A 21,005-nucleotide genomic window follows, 5' to 3' on the forward strand; every position below is an offset into this window, starting at 1 on the left:
CCAGTGGACTATTGAAGCTCGGAAATCGTACTTACGATAGCAAGTAACATTCGTAGAGTACGGCATTGCGAGTTCAAATAAACAAAAGTTTATTTGAAGTTGGAAATAAGGAAACGAAGTTTCCTCATTCGTTGACGTAATAAAAGATAAACTGAATGACTATAATTATTTTGTTTTTTCTTCAACATAAGCAACCAAATCGCCTACAGTTGTCAAACCTTCTTCAGTATCGATTTGAATATCGAAGGCATCTTCGATTTCAGAGATAACTTGGAAAAGATCCAATGAATCTGCGTCCAAATCTTCAAAGGTTGTTGTAAGGGTTACTTCTTCAGCATCCTTACCCAATTCTTCAACGATGATTTCCTGTACTTTTTCAAATACTGCCATGATAAATGTCTCCTTTTGGAAAATAAAATATTTTAATCTTGCCTAGGGCAAGGAATTAACTAAAGTTGTAAGAGTAGAGTTCCCCATGTGAGGCCTCCACCGAAACCAGCCATGAGAACAGTCTGGCTTCCATCCAATCGCAACATCCCGCTCTCTACACATTCTGATAAGAGAATGGGAAGACTTGCTGCGCTGGTATTGCCATATTTATCCATATTTGCTGGAAATTTTTCACGCGCCACTCCCAATTTACGAGCCATCTTATCTAAGATACGTATATTGGCTTGATGGAGCAAGAAATAATCAACGCAATCCACAGTCATATCAGCTTGTTCTAGCAGCTCTGCCATGGTTGCCGTAACATCCCTCGTAGCAAATTCAAATATAGCTCTGCCCTCCATTTGGATAAAGGGTTGCTGACGGCTTTGTGTCGAGAATGGTGTCTCTTTCTGGTCTATCCCTGCTGTCAGACTAGCACCTCGACCGCCATCCGTTCGTAAGATTTCTGCTAAAAAGCTCGGTTGCTCACACGCTTCCAGCAAAACTCCTCCAGCACCATCTCCAAATAAAACAGCCGTTGATCGATCCGACCAGTCGACAGACCTAGATAGGGTCTCAGCTCCAATGACAAGTCCTCTCTTATAGACTCCTGAAGCAAGCAATTTTTCCGCTGTTGATAGCGCAAAAACAAATCCTGAACAAGCTGCAACGAGATTATAGGCAAAAGCCTTTTTCGCACCAATTGCTGCTTGGACCATAGCTGCCGTAGATGGCATTGAAGCATCTGGAGTAATCGTTGCTACGATGATGAAGTCAATTTCACTAGCATCTAGCTGAGACTTTTCCAGTAATTTTCTAGCCACTTGACTAGCCAAATCACTCGTCGTCTCTCCAGTAACAATGTGCCGTTGACCGATACCTGTACGGCTACGAATCCACTCATCACTGGTCTCCATTCGTTGAGCCAAATCATCATTGGTCACAACCTGCCTTGGTACATAGTGGGCAACTTGACTGATTTTAGCAAAGGTTCTCATTTCAATCCCTCCAAGAAATTATAGAGTTTGTAGAGCCCTTTTTTCATCACTTGGTATTCCGCCTCGTCCATGCCGTCTGTAATCTGCTTGACCATTTCATTGTGAAACCGTTGGTGCAAGCGATAGACCAGACGACCTTTCTTGGTCAGATAGAGGTGGACGACCCGTCTGTCCTTGGTGGAACGAATACGCTCAACATAGCCTTTCCGCTCCAAGTTATTCAGACTGGTTGTCACCGTTCCAAGTGTCACCATCAAAGTGCGAGCCACATCGCTTGGCGTCGCTCCATCCATACCACCGATGACATCAATGGTGTGCATTTCCTTTATGGAAATATCGTTGAAACGACTACCACGAAGACTTGTTTCTTCAATCACCAACACATTATTAAAAATCGCTGTCAGATATTCATTTACTTTTGGATCTTCCAAAACAGGCCTCCTTTACTTTGATAGCCAAAGTATACTCCAGAATAATTTGATTGTCAAATATTTTTTCAGAAAATGCTAATTATTTTCCTTTGAAAGCGGGTCTCCTCCGCTCTGCATGTGCACGTACACCTTCTTTGAAGTCTTCTTTGAAGGCCAAACTTTCCTGCAATTGTAACTCCAAACGGCGATAAGATTCCCAGTCCTTGAACTGACTCTCCCAGACCAGTTGCTTAATCGCCACGTAGGAATTGATGGAACCACGCATGAGCTTCTTAAGGACCTGCTGGACCGTTTTTTCCAACTTTTCTGGCTCAACCAGTTTATAAATAATGCCGTATTCTAAGGCTTTCTCCGCAGACAAACCTTCTCCTGTCATGGCCAAATGACTAGCACGATTGGCACCAATGGCACGGCTGATCAGGAAAATACCACCCGCATCTGGCGCCAACCCAACGCCTACAAAGGCTTGGATGAATTTTGTCTTGCTGGAGGCAATAACAAAATCAGCCGCCACCGCCATATTAGCCGCGGCTCCGGCCACTGCCCCATCTGTCACCATAATGACTACTTTAGACAATTTCTTCATCGCAAACGAAATATCATTCACCAGTTCTGCTATTTTTACCAAAGAAGCAATATCATCATCATCAACTGCACGCTTCATCTCAACTAAATCTCCACCCACGGAGAAAATGGATCCCTGTGCTTGAATTTGTAAAATTTTGACGGAGGCATCCCCTTCTGCAAGGCGGATTGCTTCTAAGATTTCTTCACACATAGGAATATTAAAACCATTTGCCACTTCCGGTCTGTTTAAAGTTAGAATCGCTACGGAATCAATTACTTCATAACGAATTGTTTGGTAGGCCATTCCCTTGCTCCTTTCAAAATAGTTTGATTATTAAAAGATTTGAACATCAAACTTCAAATTCTTGTTTTCCATTGTAACACAGTTTTTACAATTGTCACTTTTTTTCTAGCAAGGAAAGTGTGACGTCCGAAAAAGAGGGGGGGCTATCCTCGAAATATAAAATTTAGATATGCTAGAAAATAACGTGTCTAAGAACCTATATTCACACGCAAAGCCCTTGGCTTTTTCGCTCATCAAGGCAATTTTTGAGGGAAATACTGAGTGTATTTTGAAAAAAAACAACCTCAATATACAAGTCTGAACTGTAAATATAGGCTCTAAGTTTAATTGACAACTTTCATTTTTTCACGTTAATACTTTTGGAAGATTTAACTGGATTCTGAGCTAGAAACACCATTTTTCACCGAGAACTAATACTTGGACTACAATATAATATTTCTTAAAATCGCAATAAATCAAAGGCATCTTCAAGATTGTCTACCAATCTATCTGCTTTCGACTGATCAATTCCATAATGCTGGTCTCGAATAGCCCAAACTGTCAATCCTGCTTTTTTAGCCGCTTCAATTCCCTTAGCACTATCTTCAAATACTAAAATGTCCGATTTAGCTACTCCTGTTGCACTGGCTGCTTTCACATAAACTGCGGGATCTGGTTTTGGGGCCTCACAATCCATCGCTGAGAAAACATGACTAAAGTGAGATCGTATACCAGCATCTAGTAGAGCACGTTCGATTTCTGAACGGTCGGTATTTGAAGCCAAAACTACAGGAATACCTTGGATAGTTAATCTCTCCAATACCCCTTTAACTTCAGGAAAAATCCTCTCTGCATAAGGGGTTGGTCGCTTTTCTTTATACACACGATATTCTTCTTCCAAGGCAGGGACATCCCAGTTATCATAATCATCCCCTAAAATCCGTTGCCAAATTTGACTAGCCCTTCCACCGACAAATATAGATGGATCCAAATGATCAACCGATAAACCTTTTGTCGCTAAAAAATTCGCTCGACGTTGAAAATAGAATGTTTCTGTATCAAAAAGTACACCATCCATGTCGAAAATAATTGCTTTTACCATACTCGCCTCCTATTACTTTAATTGTAACACAGTTGAAAGAAAAAATGTTTTTCTGAAATTTTCATACTTACCTCTTGTTCGTTTTTCGATAAAATTCTTGGCAAGATTTGTCTGAACATACTGACAATTTCATATCATTCTGCTATAATAGAAAAAAATATCCAAGGAGATGAGAATGAAAGTTATTAAATTTGGGGGAAGCTCACTTGCTTCTGCTGGACAGTTAGAAAAAGTTTTCAATATTGTTCAATCTGATTCAGAACGTCGCTTTGTTGTGGTGTCTGCACCTGGAAAACGCAATGCCGAGGATACTAAAGTTACTGATGCGTTGATTAAATATTATAAAGAATATGTTAGCGGAAAAGATGTGACTGCCAGTCAAGAATGGATCATCAACCGTTATCAAGCAATGGTTGACGAACTTGGTTTCACAGCTAACAGCATGAAGAAAATCGCAGACAGCATCATCTCTTTGGCCAGCCTACCAATTGATGATAACGAATTCCTTTACGACGCATTCTTAGCAGCTGGTGAAGATAATAATGCCAAATTGATTGCCGAATATTTTACCCACAGAGGATTGCCTGCACGCTATGTCCATCCTAAAAAAGCTGGTATTGTTGTCAGCTCCGAACCAGGAAATGCTCGCATTTTGCCTTCAAGTTATGACAAAATCGAAGAGCTTCGTGATACAGATGAAGTACTCATTATCCCAGGATTCTTCGGTGTAACTGTTGATAACCAGATTTGTACCTTCTCACGAGGTGGATCGGATATTACAGGTTCCATCATTGCTGCCGGGGTCAAGGCTGACCTCTATGAAAACTTTACAGATGTCGATGGTATTTTTGCAGCCCATCCTGGCATCATTAAAAATCCACATTCAATCAAAGAATTGACCTATCGTGAAATGCGAGAATTAGCTTATGCAGGTTTCTCCGTCCTCCACGATGAAGCCCTCCTTCCTGCCTATCGCGGACGGATTCCATTGGTTATTAAAAACACCAATAACCCAACTCACCCTGGTACCCGAATTGTACACAAACATACCGAGCAAACAGTTCCTGTTGTCGGTATTGCTGCAGACGATGGTTTTGTCAGCATTAACTTGTCTAAATATTTGATGAACCGTGAAGTTGGTTTTGGTCGCAAGGTTTTGCAAATTCTCGAAGATCTCAATATTCGCTGGGAGCACATGCCGACCGGTATTGACGATTTATCCATCGTAGTCCGTGAGCGTGAATTGACTCCTATCAAGGAAGAAGAGATCCTTCGTCAACTCAATACGAAAATGGAAGTTGACAAGGCCGAAATCGAGCATGGTTTATCTATTATCATGATTGTTGGTGAAAATATGAAGAGCCATGTCGGTGTAACAGCTACCGCTACCACCGCACTCTCTAAACAAAATGTCAACTTGGCAATGATTTCACAGGGCGCCAGTGAAGTTTCTGTTATGTTCGTTGTCAAAACCGAAGAAAAGAAACGCGCCCTGCACGCACTCTATGAAGCTTTTTTTAACGAGCAATAATCGCAACGAGGCCGGTCCGTTCCCTCTTCATACTCTTCGAAAATCAAAATCAGACATTGTTGACTTGATTTGATAAGTGTCAAGCTCCAGCGGAGCTTGACAGCCTGCCACCATAAAATAAGAAAGTAGCAGGCGTATATCTGCTCTTGGAGAAACGAACTTCGTTCACTCTATCTCCAAGCTCCAAAGGTTTGGGAAACCTTTGGAGCTAGTCTGATTTTAATTTTCATTGAGTAGCAATTAAAATTTGAATAAACAAAAATAGCTTAGAATCAACGTTTCTGACGATGCAATTCTAAGCTATTTTTTTAGGCTTTTTATACGAAAACTCAAAGTTAGTGTCAACATCTCAGCGCAGTGATTGATTGGGTTTAACAGTTCAGTGGACTATTTTAGCCCGAGCCAACTCCTTGGAAGTGAAGGGAACTCTTTTTGACCTAGTCGAGTCTTTCCCACTCCCCTTACATCGAAGTAATAAAAGTCAACTAAATGACGATATTTGTATTATAGACAATATCTAGGTGACAGTTCTCTAATATTTTACCCTTCTATTCTAGTGAAAGAGGCGGATTATCGTCACTTTTACTATCGCTGTTATTCAAAAATTCGAGGTAGGCGATCTGTCAAAAGACAAACCACCTCGTAATTTATGGTTCTGATGCGATCAGCCCACTCCTGAACAGAGATCATTTTATCTCCATCTTGACCGATTAGGGTGACTTTTTGACCAAGTGGATAAGCATGAGGTAAACGAATGGTGATCTGGTCCATCGAAATACGCCCTACAATTTCACAGGCTTGCCCATCGACTAAGACTGATAAGCCTTGTAAGCTTCGTACGAGACCATCTGCATATCCTATCGGAACGGTCGCAATCCATTCTGAATCGGTACTGTGATAAGTAGCTCCGTAGCCAATTGTTGTGCCAGCTTCAACCTGCTTTACATGAACAATTTCAGATACGAGAGATAAGGCTGGTTGAACATCAAACGGGAGTTCTAGCACTCGTCCACTTGGATTAAGTCCATAAAGAATGTTTCCCAAACGAACCAGGTTAAATACTGTATCAGCATGCCAAATGCTTGTTGCTGAATTGCTGGCATGAATCCAGCGCGGAGTAATTGGTAGAACATCCAAAAATTCTTTAAAAACAGACAGTTGACTCTCGAAGTGCGCCTGATCAACCTCATCCGCAGTAGCAAAATGAGTATAGACTCCTTCGATATCATACTCTAATTCTTCAAGGATAGCAATCGCTTGTAGCAAATCGGCTATTTTTCTAAAACCAATCCGCCCCATACCTGTATCTAGCTTAAGATGAACAGTTAGACCAGATAAATCAGCCTCTAAGTCTTTTGCATCTTGCAACCAGTCCAGACTGGCAACTGTCACACTGATATTGAGTTGATGAGCTACTGGTAAAAAACGTACAGGAACCACTCCTAAAATCAAGATAGGATGCTCGATACCTGCTTTACGTAACTCTAATGCTTCATCCAAATTCGAAACACAAAAACCAGCTGCTTGACTGGATAACTTTTTCGCTACCGCAACAGCTCCATGACCATAAGCATTCGCCTTAACAACTGCAAATGCTTCGGTCTTATGGGGCAAGTTGGTCATTACTTGCTCGAAATTTTCCGCAATCGCATCTAAGTTAACCCGAATTTGCGTGGGTCGATGTTCACTTTCAATCATCTTTCTCCTCCAAAATCACACTAGCTTGTACAAAATTTCCTGAATGGCTAATGCTGAGCCAAATATTCCCATCAAAGGGACTCTTCGTCACATAGGGAACTCCTTTGCTGGTATTCAGAATTTCAATATCATGAAATCCTATCTTACCAATGCCTGTTCCCAAGGCCTTGGTCAGTGCTTCTTTGGCTGACCAACGTCCAGCTAAATATTCTAGCTGACGGCGACCGGACAGACTTTGATACCGTTCAAATTCTTTCTCTGTGAGAATCTTTTTGGGAAACCCTTGGTGTTTGATTCTGGCACTTTCAATCGCCTCCATCTCCTGAAGGTCAATGCCATGTCCTACTATCATTAATCGGTCTCCTTTTGCATAGTCATTTCATTTATCAAAATAAACGAACTGACTCTAGTGACTTGTCTAAAAATTGCAAAAGGACTGGACAGCCGTCCAGTCCACGCGTCATTCCTATTTACGGCCGTGACAATTTTTAAATTTCTTACCAGACTGGCATGGGCATGGATCATTACGATCAACACCTTCAAAAGATACATTCTCCTGAATTGCATGCGATTGGTTCGGCATAATATTCTTAACAGCTGTCGTATGTGCTTCTTGACTTGTACGCTCACGCTCAATATTGTCATGAATTTGCGCCTTCATCATCAAGCGGGTTACTTCAAACTCGATAGCCCCAATCATATCGTTGAACATAGTAAATGCTTCTGATTGATATTCAACGATTGGATTGTTTTGAGCGTATCCACGAAGACTGACTGCATTGCGCAATTGATCCAAGGCATCAATATGGTCTGTCCATTTGTTATCCACAACACGAAGGATAAGAACTTTCTGGAATTCGCGTACACGTTCTTCATCGCGTAATTTTTTCACTTGCGAATCATAGACTCTCAAAGCACGTTCATAGAGCTCTTCGACAATCTCTTTCTGATTCATTGCTTCAAAAGTAGCTTTACTCAAGGTATCATCGTCAACGAGATTTGCATGCGCAAATTTGATAATTCCATCAATAGCTTCATCTTTCGAACCAAGGAAGTGACCAGCAACTTGGCGTTCAATCGTCCGTTTCATCATCGCTTTGATTTCAGGAGCCAAATCACGGTCAGCAGTAATAACATCCTGGCGTTGGCGATAGATGATTTCACGTTGCTCACGCATCACATCGTCATATTGAAGGACTTGTTTACGTGAGTCGTAGTTGTTCCCTTCCACACGCTTCTGAGCAGATTCAACTTGACGTGTCAACATTTTAGACTTGATAACAGACTCTTCTTCTGTTAGATTCATACGCTCCATAAATACTTTGATGCGTTCTGAACCAAAGCGTTTCATCAAGTCATCTTCGAGAGATAGATAGAATTGTGATTCACCTGGGTCACCTTGACGACCTGAACGTCCACGAAGCTGGTTATCAATACGACGACTTTCGTGGCGCTCAGTACCAATAACACATAGTCCACCAAGTTCACGTACACCTGGACCTAACTTAATATCGGTACCGCGTCCCGCCATGTTGGTCGCAATAGTGACCGCACCACGCTGACCAGCATTCATAATAATCTGCGCTTCACGATAGTGGTTTTTAGCATTCAATACTTCGTGAGGGACACCTGCAGCTACCAATTTTTGAGAAATCAAATCAGAAGTTTCAACCGCAACTGTACCGACCAAGACAGGTTGCCCTTTCTCATAGCGTCTCTTCACATCCGCAATAACGGCATTGAATTTGTATTCTAGACTTGGATAGAGTAAATCTTCGTGGTCAACACGCGCGATTGGGCGGTTAGTTGGGATTGGTACAACACGGATGTTGTAGATTTCACGGAATTCTTCCTCTTCTGTTTTACCAGTACCCGTCATCCCTGATAATTTTTTATACATACGGAAAAGGTTTTGGTAGGTAATAGAGGCACTTGTCTTAGACTCGTTTTGAACCGGTACACCTTCCTTAGCTTCGATGGCTTGGTGAAGTCCATCAGAATAACGACGACCTTCCATCGTACGACCTGTAAATGGATCGATAATCATGACCTCTTGGTCTTCATTGACCAGATAGTCAATATCATAGGTCATGATGTAGTTGGCACGAAGTGCATTATCCAAGAAATGGGTAATGGCTACATTTTCAATATCGTAGAGGTTATCTAACTTGAAGAATTTCTCTGCTTTGTCAATACCTGAATCAGACAGACCAATCGTTTTAGATGGAATGTCAATGATGTAATCTTCTGTTGTCAAAGATTTAACAAGATTATCTGCCAAGAAATACAACTGGTTTGTTTCAGAACCTTGTGCACCAGATACAATCAACGGCGTACGAGCTTCGTCAATCAAGATTGAGTCAACTTCATCGACCAAGGCGTAATTGAGAGGACGTTGAACCATGTCTTCTGCACGCACAACCATATTGTCTCGGAGGTAGTCAAAACCAATCTCTGAGTTGGTCGAATAAGTAATATCGCAGTTATAGGCCTCACGTTTTTCCAAGGGTGATTTAGCAGCTAAGTTGATACCAACTGAAAGACCGAGCCATGAGTACAATTCACCCATTTCAGTCGCATCACGAGTAGAAAGATACTCGTTAACCGTCACTACGTGAACACCTTGACCAGACAAGGCATTCAAATAAACAGGCATCGTTGCAGTCAGAGTCTTACCTTCACCTGTACGCATTTCTGGAACGTCACCGTTGTGAAGAACGATTCCTCCCATAACCTGAACCTTGTAGGGATAGAGCCCCAATACGCGTCGAGCTCCTTCACGGACTACCGCATATGCTTCGTACAAAAGATCGTCGAGGGATTCGCCGTTATTGTATCGCTCCTTAAATTCTGCTGTCTTAGCTTGCAACTGTTCATCAGTCAGCGCTTCCATTTCATCGGCATACGAGAAGACCTTATCTGCCATTTTCTCAAGTTTTCTTAGCTCTCCCTTATCATTTTCAATGAGAGAACGAAGTGCATTTGTTACCATATCATTCATCCTATTTCAGTTTTAGTCAATAATATATTGTAGCAGAAAACCAGTCAATTTTCAAGGTTTGCCCTTAGGATACACAGTATTCTTAGATAAAAACACAATAAACACAATAAAAACACAATAAAACAAACAAATCTGGAAAAATTTCTACACGAGGCTGGGCAAAAAGCCCAGCACCGCTTCTCAAAGTTAGTGTCAACATCTCAGCGCAGTGGTTGATTGACTTTAACAGTCCACTGGACTGTTAAAGGTTGGAGATAAGATTTGCAAAGCAAATCTCAGCAATTCGTGTTTTACACTCCAAATCTAACCATTACGACTGTTGCGAACAAAGTTCGCTTTATCTCCAACCTCAAACTGTCTCCCAGACAGTTTGAGCTGTGCGGGGGTGGGAAAACGAACTCTTCTATGAATGGCTGAGTTCTTTCCCACTCCCAAAAAGAACATGATTAAGACACCAATTACTAAAATAAATTCCAGGATACCAGCCTCTATCTCTAGTAAAAATATACCATTTAAAATTTTAAAAAAATATGCACTATTGCCCCAAAAATGTGAACGATTTGGCATTTTTTTCTTCTTACAAGTAGTATAATCTGATTGTACAAGTAAATATGTAAAAAGGAGAGGGAAATGTATACCAAGAAAATCGCTCTTAAACAACTAGCCATATCTAGTACTACAGTAGCCATAGTGAGTAGCCTATGGGGAAGCCAGCCTCCTATAGTTTACGCAAATGATGCATCGACGGTATCTGTTCAATATCACTATATTGCACAAGATGAACTAACAAGTTCAGAGAAGGATTCTGTCTTATCTAAGCTGAAAACTGTCTCACCTTCCAAAGAAACAGCTACGGAGAATCAGACAATCTATCTCATCTACAAGACCGAACCTAAAAAAATATTTGGGATTCTTCCGGCTACAGGGGAGACTGGGATCAATCTATTAACGATTGGAGGGGGACTTATTCTAGTTCTAGGAATAAGTTTGGCTGGAAAAGGCAAAAAGAAAAGGATTGTTTCATCCATCCTTCTTCTGACAGCCACTGGTTCTATTCTACCTATCCAGAGTATCCAGGCTCTAGAAAGCAATTTACTTGCAGGCTACAATCAGGTTCATCAGCTCAAAGTCGGAGACCAACTTCCTGATCCAAGTAACATAAAGCAGTATCAGTATGTAGGCTATGTCACTGACAAGGATATAGGTCCGCAATCTACCGAGAATAAAGAGAGCTCTTCCACAACTGCATCATCTCAGCAGCAAGATAGTACCGATAGTGCTATAAATAATGAAACCTTGCTCTTCAATCTAAAAAAATTAGATCCAACAAGCGACAACCAGCAACTAAAAAAGGCTGCCAACAATATTGACGCAGACCACAAATTGGCCAGTAGTAAAATGGTCAGCCTTGTCCCCATGGCCGACAAAACCATTATTTCTGACATACAGGGAAGAGAGGAAAATATCAATACACTCCTAGCTCACTTTGAAGATGGCAGCACCTTATTTTTCCCACTCCAATATACAGAAAACAAAGATAAACGTGCTTACTACCAAGTAGCGGATTGGGGAGTTACTTATTCACCTCTCCAAACATTACAAGACTACTCTGACATTCTAGACAAGGTAGTTCCAAGCCTACAAGCGGTTGAATTTCGTTCTGAAAATATGTATACCGCTCTCTCCATTACAGAAAATCAAGAGCAGCAAATGGACCGTCTCTATCTAGAAGAACCATTTAACAAAGTTAAGACAAATATTCGTGACTATCTAAAAAAAGCGTTAATAAATGATGAGTCTGTTAAACTAGATGATCCAGAATCAGTCACACAAACCATTCGTACCATCGAAGAGAATAAAGAAATTATCTTACTCAGTTTAGCCTACCTCGATAGATGGTACGATATTGATTACGGAGAAATTAATAGCAAGGAATTAACAATGTTCCATACGGATTTCTTCGGAGGAGAAGCGGATTCACTAGATGCTCTCATAACTTTTGGACAAAATGACTACCAGAGTTACAGTCCGCAAAAAAGTTATTTTTCCTATGCAGAGAACTTTGCATCTGTCACAGACAAGGCATCCCTGACTGATTTCCTTGAAGCCTATCGAGAAATCTTTTTACCTGAAATGTCTGATAACGATTGGTTCAAACAGACGACAGATGCCTTTATCGTAGAGACTAAATCTACCGTTCTTAGCGATGAAGACAACAGCAGACTAAATGTCTATGAGCGATTAAAAAATCCTCAAATCCCTGAAGAAGTGATTACGCCTCGTATCCGCGATACCTATCCAAATATGTTGCTTCCGCTATTAACAACGAGCGAGGACAATGTTTACATCATTTCAAATCTATCAAATCTCATCTTTAGTTCCTACGATCGTTACATTGATCAATCTTTAAAACTAAGCAATCCCGAAGTCTATCAGGCCGAACTCTCCAAAATAAAAGATCAAATCCTAGCAGATGCCGAGTTGTATCGTGCTCATTACGACATGTGGTACCGTATCCTGCCTGATTATCATAAGCATACCTTACTCTACTTCCAGCCAGTATGGGGAGGACACGGCAATTACGCCTACGACGCCTCTTCTTACGCTTGGAAAGGTGTTTGGTATTCCGATACAGGCAAGCTCACTCCTGAATTTGTTGAGAAAATGCAAAATGATGCTAGCGCTGAGACAACAGCTGCCATTCAAGAGGTTTTCGGTCCTTCTGGAACCTACTTCCTTCCTGAACTCACTTGGGCCGGTGCTTATGCTTGGAGACAGGAAGTCAGCTTTGTCATCACCCCATTACTCGGAACAGATGGCGCCGTAACACTCACGCACGAGATGGTTCACGCATTTGATTATGATAAATTCTTACTCGGTCATAACCGAAGAGCTGGTATGCAACTTGAAGCATTTCCTGAAGGAATGTTACAAGCACCAGACCGCGTTGATTATCCAATCATCGGCTTTAATTCTCTATCTGATTATTCAGGTTATACTGGCACTCGCTACCACAATATTAGTCCTGAGCGCTTCCAAAACTCAACAGATTTACAACAATATATGCAGGGCTTATTCGATCTCATCTACACATTAGAATACGCTGAAGGTACAGCTATTTTAAAACAGGATAAAGACACTCAACGCCAATGGTTTCACAAGTTAGAAACGAAAGAAAAACTCATCACAGGTGCGGAAGAGTATGGACCTTACGGAGTAAACCTTAAACGGGATTTCACAGATGAAGAATGGAATAGCATCGAGCTAAAAACTATTGATGACCTTGTTGATAATGATGTGACCGTCCGTCGTGAATCTGCAAATCGTATTGAGCGAGACCCTGATAATCCTGAAGAGGTGATGAACAACGGCTATCACAAACTAAGTCTCTTTGCTCCTATCTGGGCTACCGCAACAACCGAGCGTGTTCCTGGTGATCTTTCTTTTCGACGTACAGCATTTGAACTTCTAGCTGAAAAAGGATATGAAAATGGCATGGTACCTTACATGTCTAACCAATACAAACAAGCAGATAGCGATGTCGTTCCTGATTCACTCATCTTTACCAATATTCTCCCTGAATACAATGGCGATTATAAGACTTTCAAGAAAGCGATGTACCAAGAACGCGTCCAAAAACTTGCTTTCCTAAAACCTGTTACCATCAACTATGATGGGCAGGAGCTCACGGTAGCCAACTATGAGCAATTGCAAGAATTGATGGATCAAGCTGTCCTAGCCGATATTGCTGCAGGTAATTTTACAACAGAAAATACGAAAGTTTCTGAATTAAAAGGATTGTTACACGATGCCTTTCTAAAACTTACCGATGATTATAGAACTAGTATTTTTACAGAATAAGAAAAAAGTTAGGGATTATTTCTAGTCCCTAACTTTTTATATTACTTTTCTGATACCTGTTTTGCCAAAGCAAAGTTTCCAAGAGTTGCAGAACCATTTTCAGCAACAGCTGGCGTTACGATATATTCTTTGACATCTGGTGTTGGGAGATAATCGTTCATCAAACCGACAAACTTCTCACGTACACGATTAAGCATGTGCTCTTGAGCCATAACTCCTCCACCAAATACAATGACTTGTGGACGATATAGAAGAGTCGCTTGAACAGCCGCTTGAGCAATGTAATATGCCTGAACATCCCAAACGTCTGAATTTAACTCGATCAATTCACCACGAATACCTGTACGGCCTTCAAGAGAAGGACCTGCAGCTAAGCCTTCCAAACACCCATTGTGGAACGGACACATCCCTTTAAATTCATGTTTTACATCGTAAGGGTGTAGGGCAACGTAAGTATGACCCGCTTCGGTATGACCCAAGCCACCGATAAACTCACCATTCTGAATAGCACCTGCACCAATACCTGTACCGATTGTATAGTAAACTAAGCTCTTTACCCCTTTACGAACCAATGTTTCACCAAAAGCTGATGAATTCACATCTGTCGTGAAGTAGAATGGAATGTTAAATTCCTTAGCAATCAGACCAAGTAAATCAATATTTGACCAATGTGGCTTAGGAGTTGATGTAATATAGCCATATGTTTGTGAGTTTTGGTCAATATCAATTGGACCGAATGAACCAATGGCGATACCTGCCAAACGGTCTTCATAACGTTTGAAGAATTCTACTGTACGTTCAATGGTCTCATAAGGTGTTGTCGTTGGAAATTGTGTTTTTTCAATTACTTGGAAATTCTCATCACCAACAGCACAAACAAATTTTGTACCACCAGCTTCCAAGCTTCCGTAAAGTTTTGTCATGTGAATGTCTCCCATTTTTTATCTGTTCTATTATACCATAGATAATAACAGAAGAAAAAGGCTTACCGCCTTTTTCTAAATATTTTTACTTCTAGGCTCTCATCTTACTTTCAGTACTAGGCAACGAGCTGAAGGCTGTACTGAAGTACGCCAAAGCGAGTTAACGAAGTAATGAAAGCAAAGAGGGGGGCTAGAATTATTTAGCAACTTTCAAGAAATCCGCACCATGAGCAATTGTACCTTCAGCAAGCGGTGATACTTCTGCAAAGTCAGCAGTGTTGGTTACGATGATCATTGTTGTATCATCAAGACCAGCTTCTGCAATCTTCGCTGCATCGAATTTAGCAAGTGGTGTACCTGCTTTTACCTTATCGCCAGCTGCAACCTGTTTCTCAAATCCGTTACCGTTCATTGATACAGTATCAATACCGATGTGGATCAAGATTTCAGCTCCTGAAGCTGTTTTCAAGCCATAAGCGTGACCTGTTTCAAAAGCAATAGTTACTTCTGCATCTGCTGGTGCGTAAACAACACCTTCAGTTGGCTTAACTGCCAAACCTTTACCCATAGCTCCTGATGAGAAGACCGGGTCATTTACATTTTCAAGAGCAACAACATCACCTGATAGTGGAGATACAAGAGTTTCTTCAGCTACAAGTCCTGTTTCTGCTTCTTCAAGCGTTTCAGCTGTTTCTTGTGCAGAAGCACTAGACTTTTTTACGTCTTTCTCCTCATCTTCATAACCGAAGAGGTAAGTCAAAGCGAAACCAAGAGCAAATGATACAGCAACCATAAGGATGTATGGAAGAATTTGACCATTACCTGCGTAAAGTGTCAAACCTGGGATGATAGTAACACCCATACCTGTACCTGCAAGACCAAGAAGAGATGCTACAGCACCACCGATGGCACCAGCAACCAATGAAAGAAGGAATGGTTTGCGGAAACGCAAGTTAACACCGAAGATAGCTGGCTCAGTAATACCGAGGAAGGCAGAAAGAGCTGCTGGGAAAGCAAGAGCTTTCAATTTAGGATTTTTAGTTTTCACACCAACCGCTACTGTAGCAGCACCTTGTGCTGTCATAGCTGCAGTGATGATAGCGTTGAATGGGTTAGCACCAGTGTTTGCGACCAATTGAGCTTCCAAGAAGTTGAAGATATGGTGAACACCTGATACCACGATGACTTGGTGAACACCACCGATAAGGAGACCACCAAGACCCATTGGCAAGTTCAAGATAGCTTGTGTACCAGCCAAGATGTAGTTTTCAACTACGTGGAAGACTGGACCAATGACAAACAAGCCAAGAATAGACATTACAAACAAGGTCACGAATGGCGTTACCAAGAGGTCAAGAACTTCTGGAACAACCTTGCGGACAGCCTTTTCAAATTTAGCACCAATCAAACCGATGATGAAGGCTGGCAATACTGAACCTTGCAAACCAACAACTGGGATGAAACCGAAGAAGATAGTTGGTTTCACATCGCCACCTGATGCTACAACCCAAGCGTTTGGCAACTGACCCGCAATGAGCATCATACCAAGAACGATACCGATTGTTTGGTTACCACCGAATACACGGAAGGTTGACCATACTACCAAGGCTGGCAATACGATGAATGCTGTATCTGTCAAGATTTGTGAGTAAACGTTCAAATCTTCTGGAAGAGTATAACCAAGAGCTCCAAGAAGACCGCGAAGACCCATGAAGAGACCAGTTGCTACGATAGCAGGAATGATTGGAACGAATACGTCACCGAATGTACGGATTGCACGTTGGAAAGCATTACCTTGTTTCGCTGCTTCCGCTTTTTGCTCACCAGTTGTTGCTGTTGGCAAACCAAGTGCAACGACTTCATCGTAAATTTTGTTTACTGTACCAGTACCAAAGATGATTTGGTATTGACCAGAGTTGAAGAAAGCACCTTGTACTTTTTCGATGTCTTCGACTGTATCCTTGTCGATTTTTCCTTCATCAACAACCATGACACGAAGGCGAGTCGCACAGTGGGCAACACTGCGTACGTTCTCACGTCCACCAAGGGCGTCAATGACTTTTTTTGCAATTTCTGTATTATTCATCTTGCAAAAATCTCCTTATTAAATATTTTTTATTTTTTTTGAAAGTGTTTTCAAACTTTCGATGGTTTTATTATATCACTTTTATAAAATATGTCAAACGTTTATCACATTTTTCTTTGAATTTCTTAAAAACATTGTTAAAACTTGATTTTTTACAAGAAAACGTTTACTATATTAATGAAAAACTAGAAAATTTGGAGAAAATTATGGCATTTACAACAGAGGAGCGTTACAGGGCTTATGCTGACTGGACACCCGAATATATTGAAAAAATAAAGAAGAATACAGAGAGTTCACCTTGGAGGACCAACTTCCATATCGAAACACCGCATGGACTCTTGAACGATCCCAATGGGTTCTCTTATTTCAATGGAAAATGGACCTTGTTTTATCAATACTTTCCTTTTGGTGCAGCACACGGCCTAAAATCATGGGTACATACTGAATCAACGGATCTGGTCCATTTTGAAGAAACTGGTACGGTTATGTACCCAGATACACCACTTGATAGCCACGGTGCCTACTCTGGCTCTGCCATGGAATTTGGCGACAAGCTCTTCCTCTTCTATACTGGAAATGTCCGCGATGAAAATTGGGTTCGCCATCCATACCAAATCGGTGCCTTGATGGATAAAGATGGTAAGATTGAAAAGATTGATAAAGTCTTGATTGAGCAACCAGAAGATACCACCGACCATTTCCGTGATCCACAAATTTTCAACTATAAAGGGCAATATTACGCTATCGTCGGTGGACAAAATCTGGAGAAAAAGGGAATTGTCAAACTTTATAAAGCTGAAAATAACGACTACCTCAACTGGTCCTATGTTGGTGACCTAGATTTTGCCAATGATATGACCGCTTATATGATGGAATGCCCAAATATTGCGTTCGTTGGTGAGCAACCCATCCTTCTCTACTGTCCACAAGGCTTGGACAAAGAGGTATTGGACTATGGCAATATCTATCCAAATATGTATAAGATTGGTCAGAGTTTCAATCCTGAAACAGCAAGCATTGTCGAACCGAGCGAATTGATCAATCTGGACTATGGTTTTGAGTGCTATGCAACCCAGGCCTTTAATGCACCAGACGGTCGAACTCTATCTGTTAGCTGGTTGGCTCTTCCAGATGTGGAATACCCAACCGATGCTTATGACTACCAAGGCTGTCTGTCATTGGTTAAAGAATTAACCATCAAGGACGGTAAACTCTACCAATATCCAGTCGATGCTATTACCAGTCTTCGTAAAGAAGCTCAGCCATTTTCAGCCCAAAAAGAAACTAATAATGTTTACGAATTGGAACTTGATTTTTCAGCGGGCACGAAGCATGAAATCGTATTGTTCGCAAATGAAGAAGAAAAAGGCTTGGTCTTGTCTGTAGACACTGAACAAGGCCGGATTACATTAGACCGTGGCAACTGTGGTCAGCCATTCGCACTCGATTTCGGTACAAGTCGCTCTTGCGAGATTTCTCCAGGAGCTCTTACAGCCAATATCTTCATCGACAAATCTGTCTTTGAAATCTTTATCAATAAAGGAGAGAAAGTATTTTCTGGTCGTGTCTTCCCTGATGCGGATCAGTCTGGTATCGTCATTACGACTGGTAATCCGACCGGAACCTACTACCATTTAGATTATGGTCGCAAAACTAACTGATGTCGCACAGTTAGCTGGGGTCAGCCCAACAACTGTCTCGCGCGTTATCAATAAAAAAGGATACCTATCTGAAAAAACCATTCGCAATGTCGAAGAGGCTATGCGTGAACTAGGCTACAAACCTAATAATTTAGCTCGTAGTTTACAAGGTAAATCCGCAAAATTAGTTGGTCTCATCTTCCCAACAATAAACAATATTTTTTATTCTGAATTGATTAGCCATTTAGAAAAAGAGCTTTTTGATCGAGGCTATAAAACCATTATTTGCAATAGCCAGCACGAGTCCGATAAGGAACGTGAGTATCTGGAAATGTTAGCAGCTAACCAAGTAGATGGGATTATCTCGGGCAGTCACAATCTCGGTATCCAAGACTACGACCGTGTCGTAGCTCCAATTATCGCTTTTGACCGCAACCTCTCTCCTTCCATTCCCATTGTCTCTTCCGATAATTTTGCTGGCGGGGTATTAGCTGCCCAAACCTTACAAAAAGCGGGATGTCACAATCCATTAATGATTACTGGAAACGATGATTCCAATTCACCTACCGGCCTTCGCCAAGTAGGTTTCACATCTATTTTGAACAAAGCCGAAGTTTTTCATATCTCCAGTGATTTCTCACCTGTGCGCAAGGAGATGGAAATCCGAGCCATTCTTGAAAAACAAAAACCAGATGGTATCTTTGTATCTGGCGATGCAACGGCTATGCTGGTATGGAACGTCATTCGTTCATTGAATCTGTCTATTCCAGAAGATATTAAATTGATTGGTTATGATGGAACAAGTTTCATCGAAAACTACTATCCTCAACTGACAACCATCAAGCAACCATTAACCGAAATAGCTCGCCTGCTGGTTGAACTATTAGTTGATAAAATCGAAGGAAAAAAACTGACAAAAACAGACTATATCCTGCCGATTAGCCTACTAGCAGGAGCTAGTATATAAAAAAAGCTGTGCCTAATAAAAATTAGGTACAGCTTTTTTGTGATACATTCTCTTATTTCTCAAGTAAAAAAGAAGCTCATCAGGCTTCTTCTTTAATAAACTGGCTCAAAACTCCATTGACAAACTTAGCTGAAGATTCATCAGAAAATTCTTTAGCCAATTCAATAGCCTCGTTAACAGCAACACGGTCTGGCGTTTCTTCGAAATGTAAGATTTCAAATAGGCCTAGTCGCATGATATTCTTGTCAATCAAGGTTAAACGGTCTAAGGTCCATCCTGCTTTTAATCGGCTAGATAACTCCTTATCCAAGTCATCACGATAGTCTGCTACACCATTGACAAGGTTAAGGAGAAAGAGCGGAATTTCAACTCCTTCTTGCTCTTCCTCTCTATCATAAAGATAAGAAAACTGAGCTGCCTGAACAGGTTCTTGACCAAATTCAAGTGATACGATTGCCTGCAAAGCACACTTACGCAGGGCATGTCTGTTATTCTTCATCAAGGAAATCCTCTCCGAATAAATCTTTCAATGCTGGTTTTGGTGTTTTATCAGGAACAATGCCGCTGACATGGATATTAACCGCAGCCACTTGAACTTCTGCATAGTTGTAAACTGCTGTCTTGACTGCACGCTGGATGTCCATTGATACGGCAGGAACATTTACACCATATTCTAGATAGACGTAAATATCCGCAGTCACTCGACCTTCCTCGTCAGTTTCAAGATAAACACCTTTATTTAACGATGTTTTTGACCAACTGTCTGCTACACGCTTATTTTGAAGGGAATGTACTCCATCAACTTTCGCTGCAGCAATGCCTGTAATTACTTCAAGGACGCGAGGTGCGATAACAATCTCGCCTTGATATTCTGTTGTCATAGGCTCTCCTTTCTTAAGAGGAAACGATTAAGCACGTGATACGTAAGTTCCTTCTGCTGTGTTGATAACGAGTTTTTGACCTGCTTCGATAAAGTCTGGTACGTTGACGACAAGACCTGTTTCCATCGTAGCTGGTTTACCTGAACCTGTAACAGTCGCACCTTTGATAGATGGTTGTGTTTCTGCAACGACCAATTCAACAGTTGTTGGTACAGTAACACCGATCACTTCTGTTCCGTAGAACTGGATCTTCACATCGGAATTCTCCAAGATATAGAGCAATTCTTCTTTGATGGTCGCTACTGGAATTTCATACTGATCGTAAGTCTCAGTATTCATGAAATAAGCTGTGTCATCCATTTGGTAAAGGTACTGTGCTGGAACTGTTTCGATAATAGCTTGTTCAAATTTTTCATCTGGACGGTAAGTTGTATCGAAGGTTGAACCTGTACGTACATCACGCAATTTCATACGCATGATGGTGTTCCCCTTACCTGGTTTGTGGTGGCTTGCATCCAAAACTTTAATCAATTTACCTTCAGCTTCGAAGGTCATACCTGCTCTAAGTTTACTTGCTTCAATCATTGTATTGAATACCTCTTCAAAT

The 21,005-nt window shown here is 41.2% G+C and carries 18 protein-coding genes; 4 read left to right on the forward strand and 14 right to left on the reverse strand.

The annotated features are described in order from the left end of the window. Positions 1-165: 165 nt before the first annotated feature. The 5 genes from ODU55_RS05575 to ODU55_RS05595 form a co-directional block, all read right to left on the reverse strand. A complete protein-coding gene (locus ODU55_RS05575; protein WP_002938891.1) occupies positions 166-390 on the reverse strand; it encodes an acyl carrier protein in 225 nt (74 codons plus the stop codon). Between the two features lie 59 nt (positions 391-449). After that, entirely contained in the window at positions 450-1,427 is a 978-nt protein-coding gene (locus ODU55_RS05580; RefSeq protein WP_398582189.1) for a beta-ketoacyl-ACP synthase III, read from the reverse strand. Further along, positions 1,424-1,858, reverse strand: a complete 435-nt coding sequence (locus ODU55_RS05585) for a MarR family winged helix-turn-helix transcriptional regulator (RefSeq protein ID WP_398582190.1) — start codon at positions 1,856-1,858, stop codon at positions 1,424-1,426. The genes ODU55_RS05580 and ODU55_RS05585 overlap by 4 nt, the downstream gene beginning before the upstream one ends. A 79-nt stretch (positions 1,859-1,937) precedes the next feature. Continuing rightward, positions 1,938-2,729 (reverse strand): enoyl-CoA hydratase, encoded by a 792-nt coding sequence (locus ODU55_RS05590; protein ID WP_398582191.1) that lies wholly within the window; start codon positions 2,727-2,729, stop codon positions 1,938-1,940. A gap of 439 nt (positions 2,730-3,168) precedes the next feature. Next, positions 3,169-3,810: an HAD family hydrolase gene (locus ODU55_RS05595; protein ID WP_398582192.1), complete on the reverse strand. Its 642-nt coding sequence runs from the start codon at positions 3,808-3,810 to the stop codon at positions 3,169-3,171. Positions 3,811-3,985: 175 nt separating this feature from the next. Between ODU55_RS05595 and ODU55_RS05600 the strand changes: the two genes are divergently transcribed. Continuing rightward, positions 3,986-5,341 carry an aspartate kinase gene (locus ODU55_RS05600; RefSeq protein WP_105157213.1) on the forward strand — a complete coding sequence of 452 codons (1,356 nt, stop codon included), beginning with the start codon at positions 3,986-3,988 and terminating at the stop codon, positions 5,339-5,341. A gap of 594 nt (positions 5,342-5,935) precedes the next feature. Here ODU55_RS05600 and alr read toward each other — a convergent pair. The 4 genes from alr to ODU55_RS05620 all read right to left on the reverse strand — a co-directional run bounded on the left by alr (position 5,936) and on the right by ODU55_RS05620 (position 10,607). Then, positions 5,936-7,039 (reverse strand): alanine racemase, encoded by a 1,104-nt coding sequence (gene alr / locus ODU55_RS05605; RefSeq protein ID WP_398582193.1) that lies wholly within the window; start codon positions 7,037-7,039, stop codon positions 5,936-5,938. Continuing rightward, complete coding sequence (gene acpS, locus ODU55_RS05610; protein ID WP_012027718.1) at positions 7,032-7,391, reverse strand: holo-ACP synthase; 360 nt, start codon at positions 7,389-7,391, stop codon at positions 7,032-7,034. Before acpS ends, alr begins: the two co-directional genes overlap by 8 nt. Positions 7,392-7,505: 114 nt before the next feature. Next, complete coding sequence (secA, locus tag ODU55_RS05615; protein ID WP_398582194.1) at positions 7,506-10,031, reverse strand: preprotein translocase subunit SecA; 2,526 nt, start codon at positions 10,029-10,031, stop codon at positions 7,506-7,508. A 312-nt stretch (positions 10,032-10,343) separates the two neighbouring features. Beyond that, a complete protein-coding gene (locus ODU55_RS05620) occupies positions 10,344-10,607 on the reverse strand; it encodes a hypothetical protein (protein WP_277947780.1) in 264 nt (87 codons plus the stop codon). A 63-nt stretch (positions 10,608-10,670) separates the two neighbouring features. Between ODU55_RS05620 and ODU55_RS05625 the strand changes: the two genes are divergently transcribed. Beyond that, entirely contained in the window at positions 10,671-13,901 is a 3,231-nt protein-coding gene (locus ODU55_RS05625) for a ZmpA/ZmpB/ZmpC family metallo-endopeptidase (RefSeq protein WP_398582195.1), read from the forward strand. A 41-nt stretch (positions 13,902-13,942) separates the two neighbouring features. Here ODU55_RS05625 and scrK read toward each other — a convergent pair whose 3' ends face one another. Further along, complete coding sequence (gene scrK / locus ODU55_RS05630) at positions 13,943-14,824, reverse strand: fructokinase ScrK (protein WP_313681145.1); 882 nt, start codon at positions 14,822-14,824, stop codon at positions 13,943-13,945. 196 nt (positions 14,825-15,020) lie between these two features. Beyond that, complete coding sequence (locus ODU55_RS05635; RefSeq protein ID WP_398582196.1) at positions 15,021-16,910, reverse strand: sucrose-specific PTS transporter subunit IIBC; 1,890 nt, start codon at positions 16,908-16,910, stop codon at positions 15,021-15,023. Between the two features lie 206 nt (positions 16,911-17,116). Between ODU55_RS05635 and ODU55_RS05640 the strand changes: the two genes are divergently transcribed. Together ODU55_RS05640 and ODU55_RS05645 are read left to right on the forward strand one after the other, a co-directional pair. Then, positions 17,117-18,571 (forward strand): sucrose-6-phosphate hydrolase, encoded by a 1,455-nt coding sequence (locus ODU55_RS05640; protein WP_398582197.1) that lies wholly within the window; start codon positions 17,117-17,119, stop codon positions 18,569-18,571. Next, complete coding sequence (locus ODU55_RS05645) at positions 18,552-19,517, forward strand: LacI family DNA-binding transcriptional regulator (RefSeq protein ID WP_398582198.1); 966 nt, start codon at positions 18,552-18,554, stop codon at positions 19,515-19,517. The genes ODU55_RS05640 and ODU55_RS05645 overlap by 20 nt, the downstream gene beginning before the upstream one ends. 79 nt (positions 19,518-19,596) lie before the next feature. Here the strand turns inward: ODU55_RS05645 and nusB are convergent, their stop codons facing one another. From nusB to efp, 3 genes are read right to left on the reverse strand one after another with little or no spacing between them, the layout of a single operon-like run. Then, positions 19,597-20,016, reverse strand: coding sequence for a transcription antitermination factor NusB (gene nusB, locus ODU55_RS05650; protein ID WP_002938276.1), 420 nt, complete (start codon positions 20,014-20,016; stop codon positions 19,597-19,599). Further along, positions 20,006-20,398, reverse strand: a complete 393-nt coding sequence (locus tag ODU55_RS05655) for an Asp23/Gls24 family envelope stress response protein (RefSeq protein WP_002942446.1) — start codon at positions 20,396-20,398, stop codon at positions 20,006-20,008. The genes nusB and ODU55_RS05655 overlap by 11 nt, the downstream gene beginning before the upstream one ends. Before the next feature lie 27 nt (positions 20,399-20,425). Continuing rightward, positions 20,426-20,983 (reverse strand): elongation factor P, encoded by a 558-nt coding sequence (gene efp, locus ODU55_RS05660; protein WP_002942436.1) that lies wholly within the window; start codon positions 20,981-20,983, stop codon positions 20,426-20,428. Positions 20,984-21,005 lie beyond the last annotated feature (22 nt).

The organism is Streptococcus sp. 2022WUSS037 (genome assembly GCF_044427225.1).
Taxonomy (GTDB): Bacteria; Bacillota; Bacilli; order Lactobacillales; family Streptococcaceae; genus Streptococcus.

What these genes read in the sequence shown, in the direction of transcription:
- ODU55_RS05575 (WP_002938891.1), bottom strand. Translation starts at nt 390, where the DNA reads ATGGCAGTATTTGAAAAAGTACAGGAAATCATCGTTGAAGAATTGGGT.
- ODU55_RS05580 (WP_398582189.1), bottom strand. Translation starts at nt 1,427, where the DNA reads ATGAGAACCTTTGCTAAAATCAGTCAAGTTGCCCACTATGTACCAAGG.
- ODU55_RS05590 (WP_398582191.1), bottom strand. Translation starts at nt 2,729, where the DNA reads ATGGCCTACCAAACAATTCGTTATGAAGTAATTGATTCCGTAGCGATT.
- ODU55_RS05595 (WP_398582192.1), bottom strand. Translation starts at nt 3,810, where the DNA reads ATGGTAAAAGCAATTATTTTCGACATGGATGGTGTACTTTTTGATACA.
- ODU55_RS05600 (WP_105157213.1), top strand. Translation starts at nt 3,986, where the DNA reads ATGAAAGTTATTAAATTTGGGGGAAGCTCACTTGCTTCTGCTGGACAG.
- alr (WP_398582193.1), bottom strand. Translation starts at nt 7,039, where the DNA reads ATGATTGAAAGTGAACATCGACCCACGCAAATTCGGGTTAACTTAGAT.
- acpS (WP_012027718.1), bottom strand. Translation starts at nt 7,391, where the DNA reads ATGATAGTAGGACATGGCATTGACCTTCAGGAGATGGAGGCGATTGAA.
- secA (WP_398582194.1), bottom strand. Translation starts at nt 10,031, where the DNA reads ATGGTAACAAATGCACTTCGTTCTCTCATTGAAAATGATAAGGGAGAG.
- ODU55_RS05620 (WP_277947780.1), bottom strand. Translation starts at nt 10,607, where the DNA reads ATGCCAAATCGTTCACATTTTTGGGGCAATAGTGCATATTTTTTTAAA.
- ODU55_RS05625 (WP_398582195.1), top strand. Translation starts at nt 10,671, where the DNA reads ATGTATACCAAGAAAATCGCTCTTAAACAACTAGCCATATCTAGTACT.
- scrK (WP_313681145.1), bottom strand. Translation starts at nt 14,824, where the DNA reads ATGACAAAACTTTACGGAAGCTTGGAAGCTGGTGGTACAAAATTTGTT.
- ODU55_RS05635 (WP_398582196.1), bottom strand. Translation starts at nt 16,910, where the DNA reads ATGAATAATACAGAAATTGCAAAAAAAGTCATTGACGCCCTTGGTGGA.
- ODU55_RS05640 (WP_398582197.1), top strand. Translation starts at nt 17,117, where the DNA reads ATGGCATTTACAACAGAGGAGCGTTACAGGGCTTATGCTGACTGGACA.
- ODU55_RS05645 (WP_398582198.1), top strand. Translation starts at nt 18,552, where the DNA reads ATGGTCGCAAAACTAACTGATGTCGCACAGTTAGCTGGGGTCAGCCCA.
- nusB (WP_002938276.1), bottom strand. Translation starts at nt 20,016, where the DNA reads ATGAAGAATAACAGACATGCCCTGCGTAAGTGTGCTTTGCAGGCAATC.
- ODU55_RS05655 (WP_002942446.1), bottom strand. Translation starts at nt 20,398, where the DNA reads ATGACAACAGAATATCAAGGCGAGATTGTTATCGCACCTCGCGTCCTT.
- efp (WP_002942436.1), bottom strand. Translation starts at nt 20,983, where the DNA reads ATGATTGAAGCAAGTAAACTTAGAGCAGGTATGACCTTCGAAGCTGAA.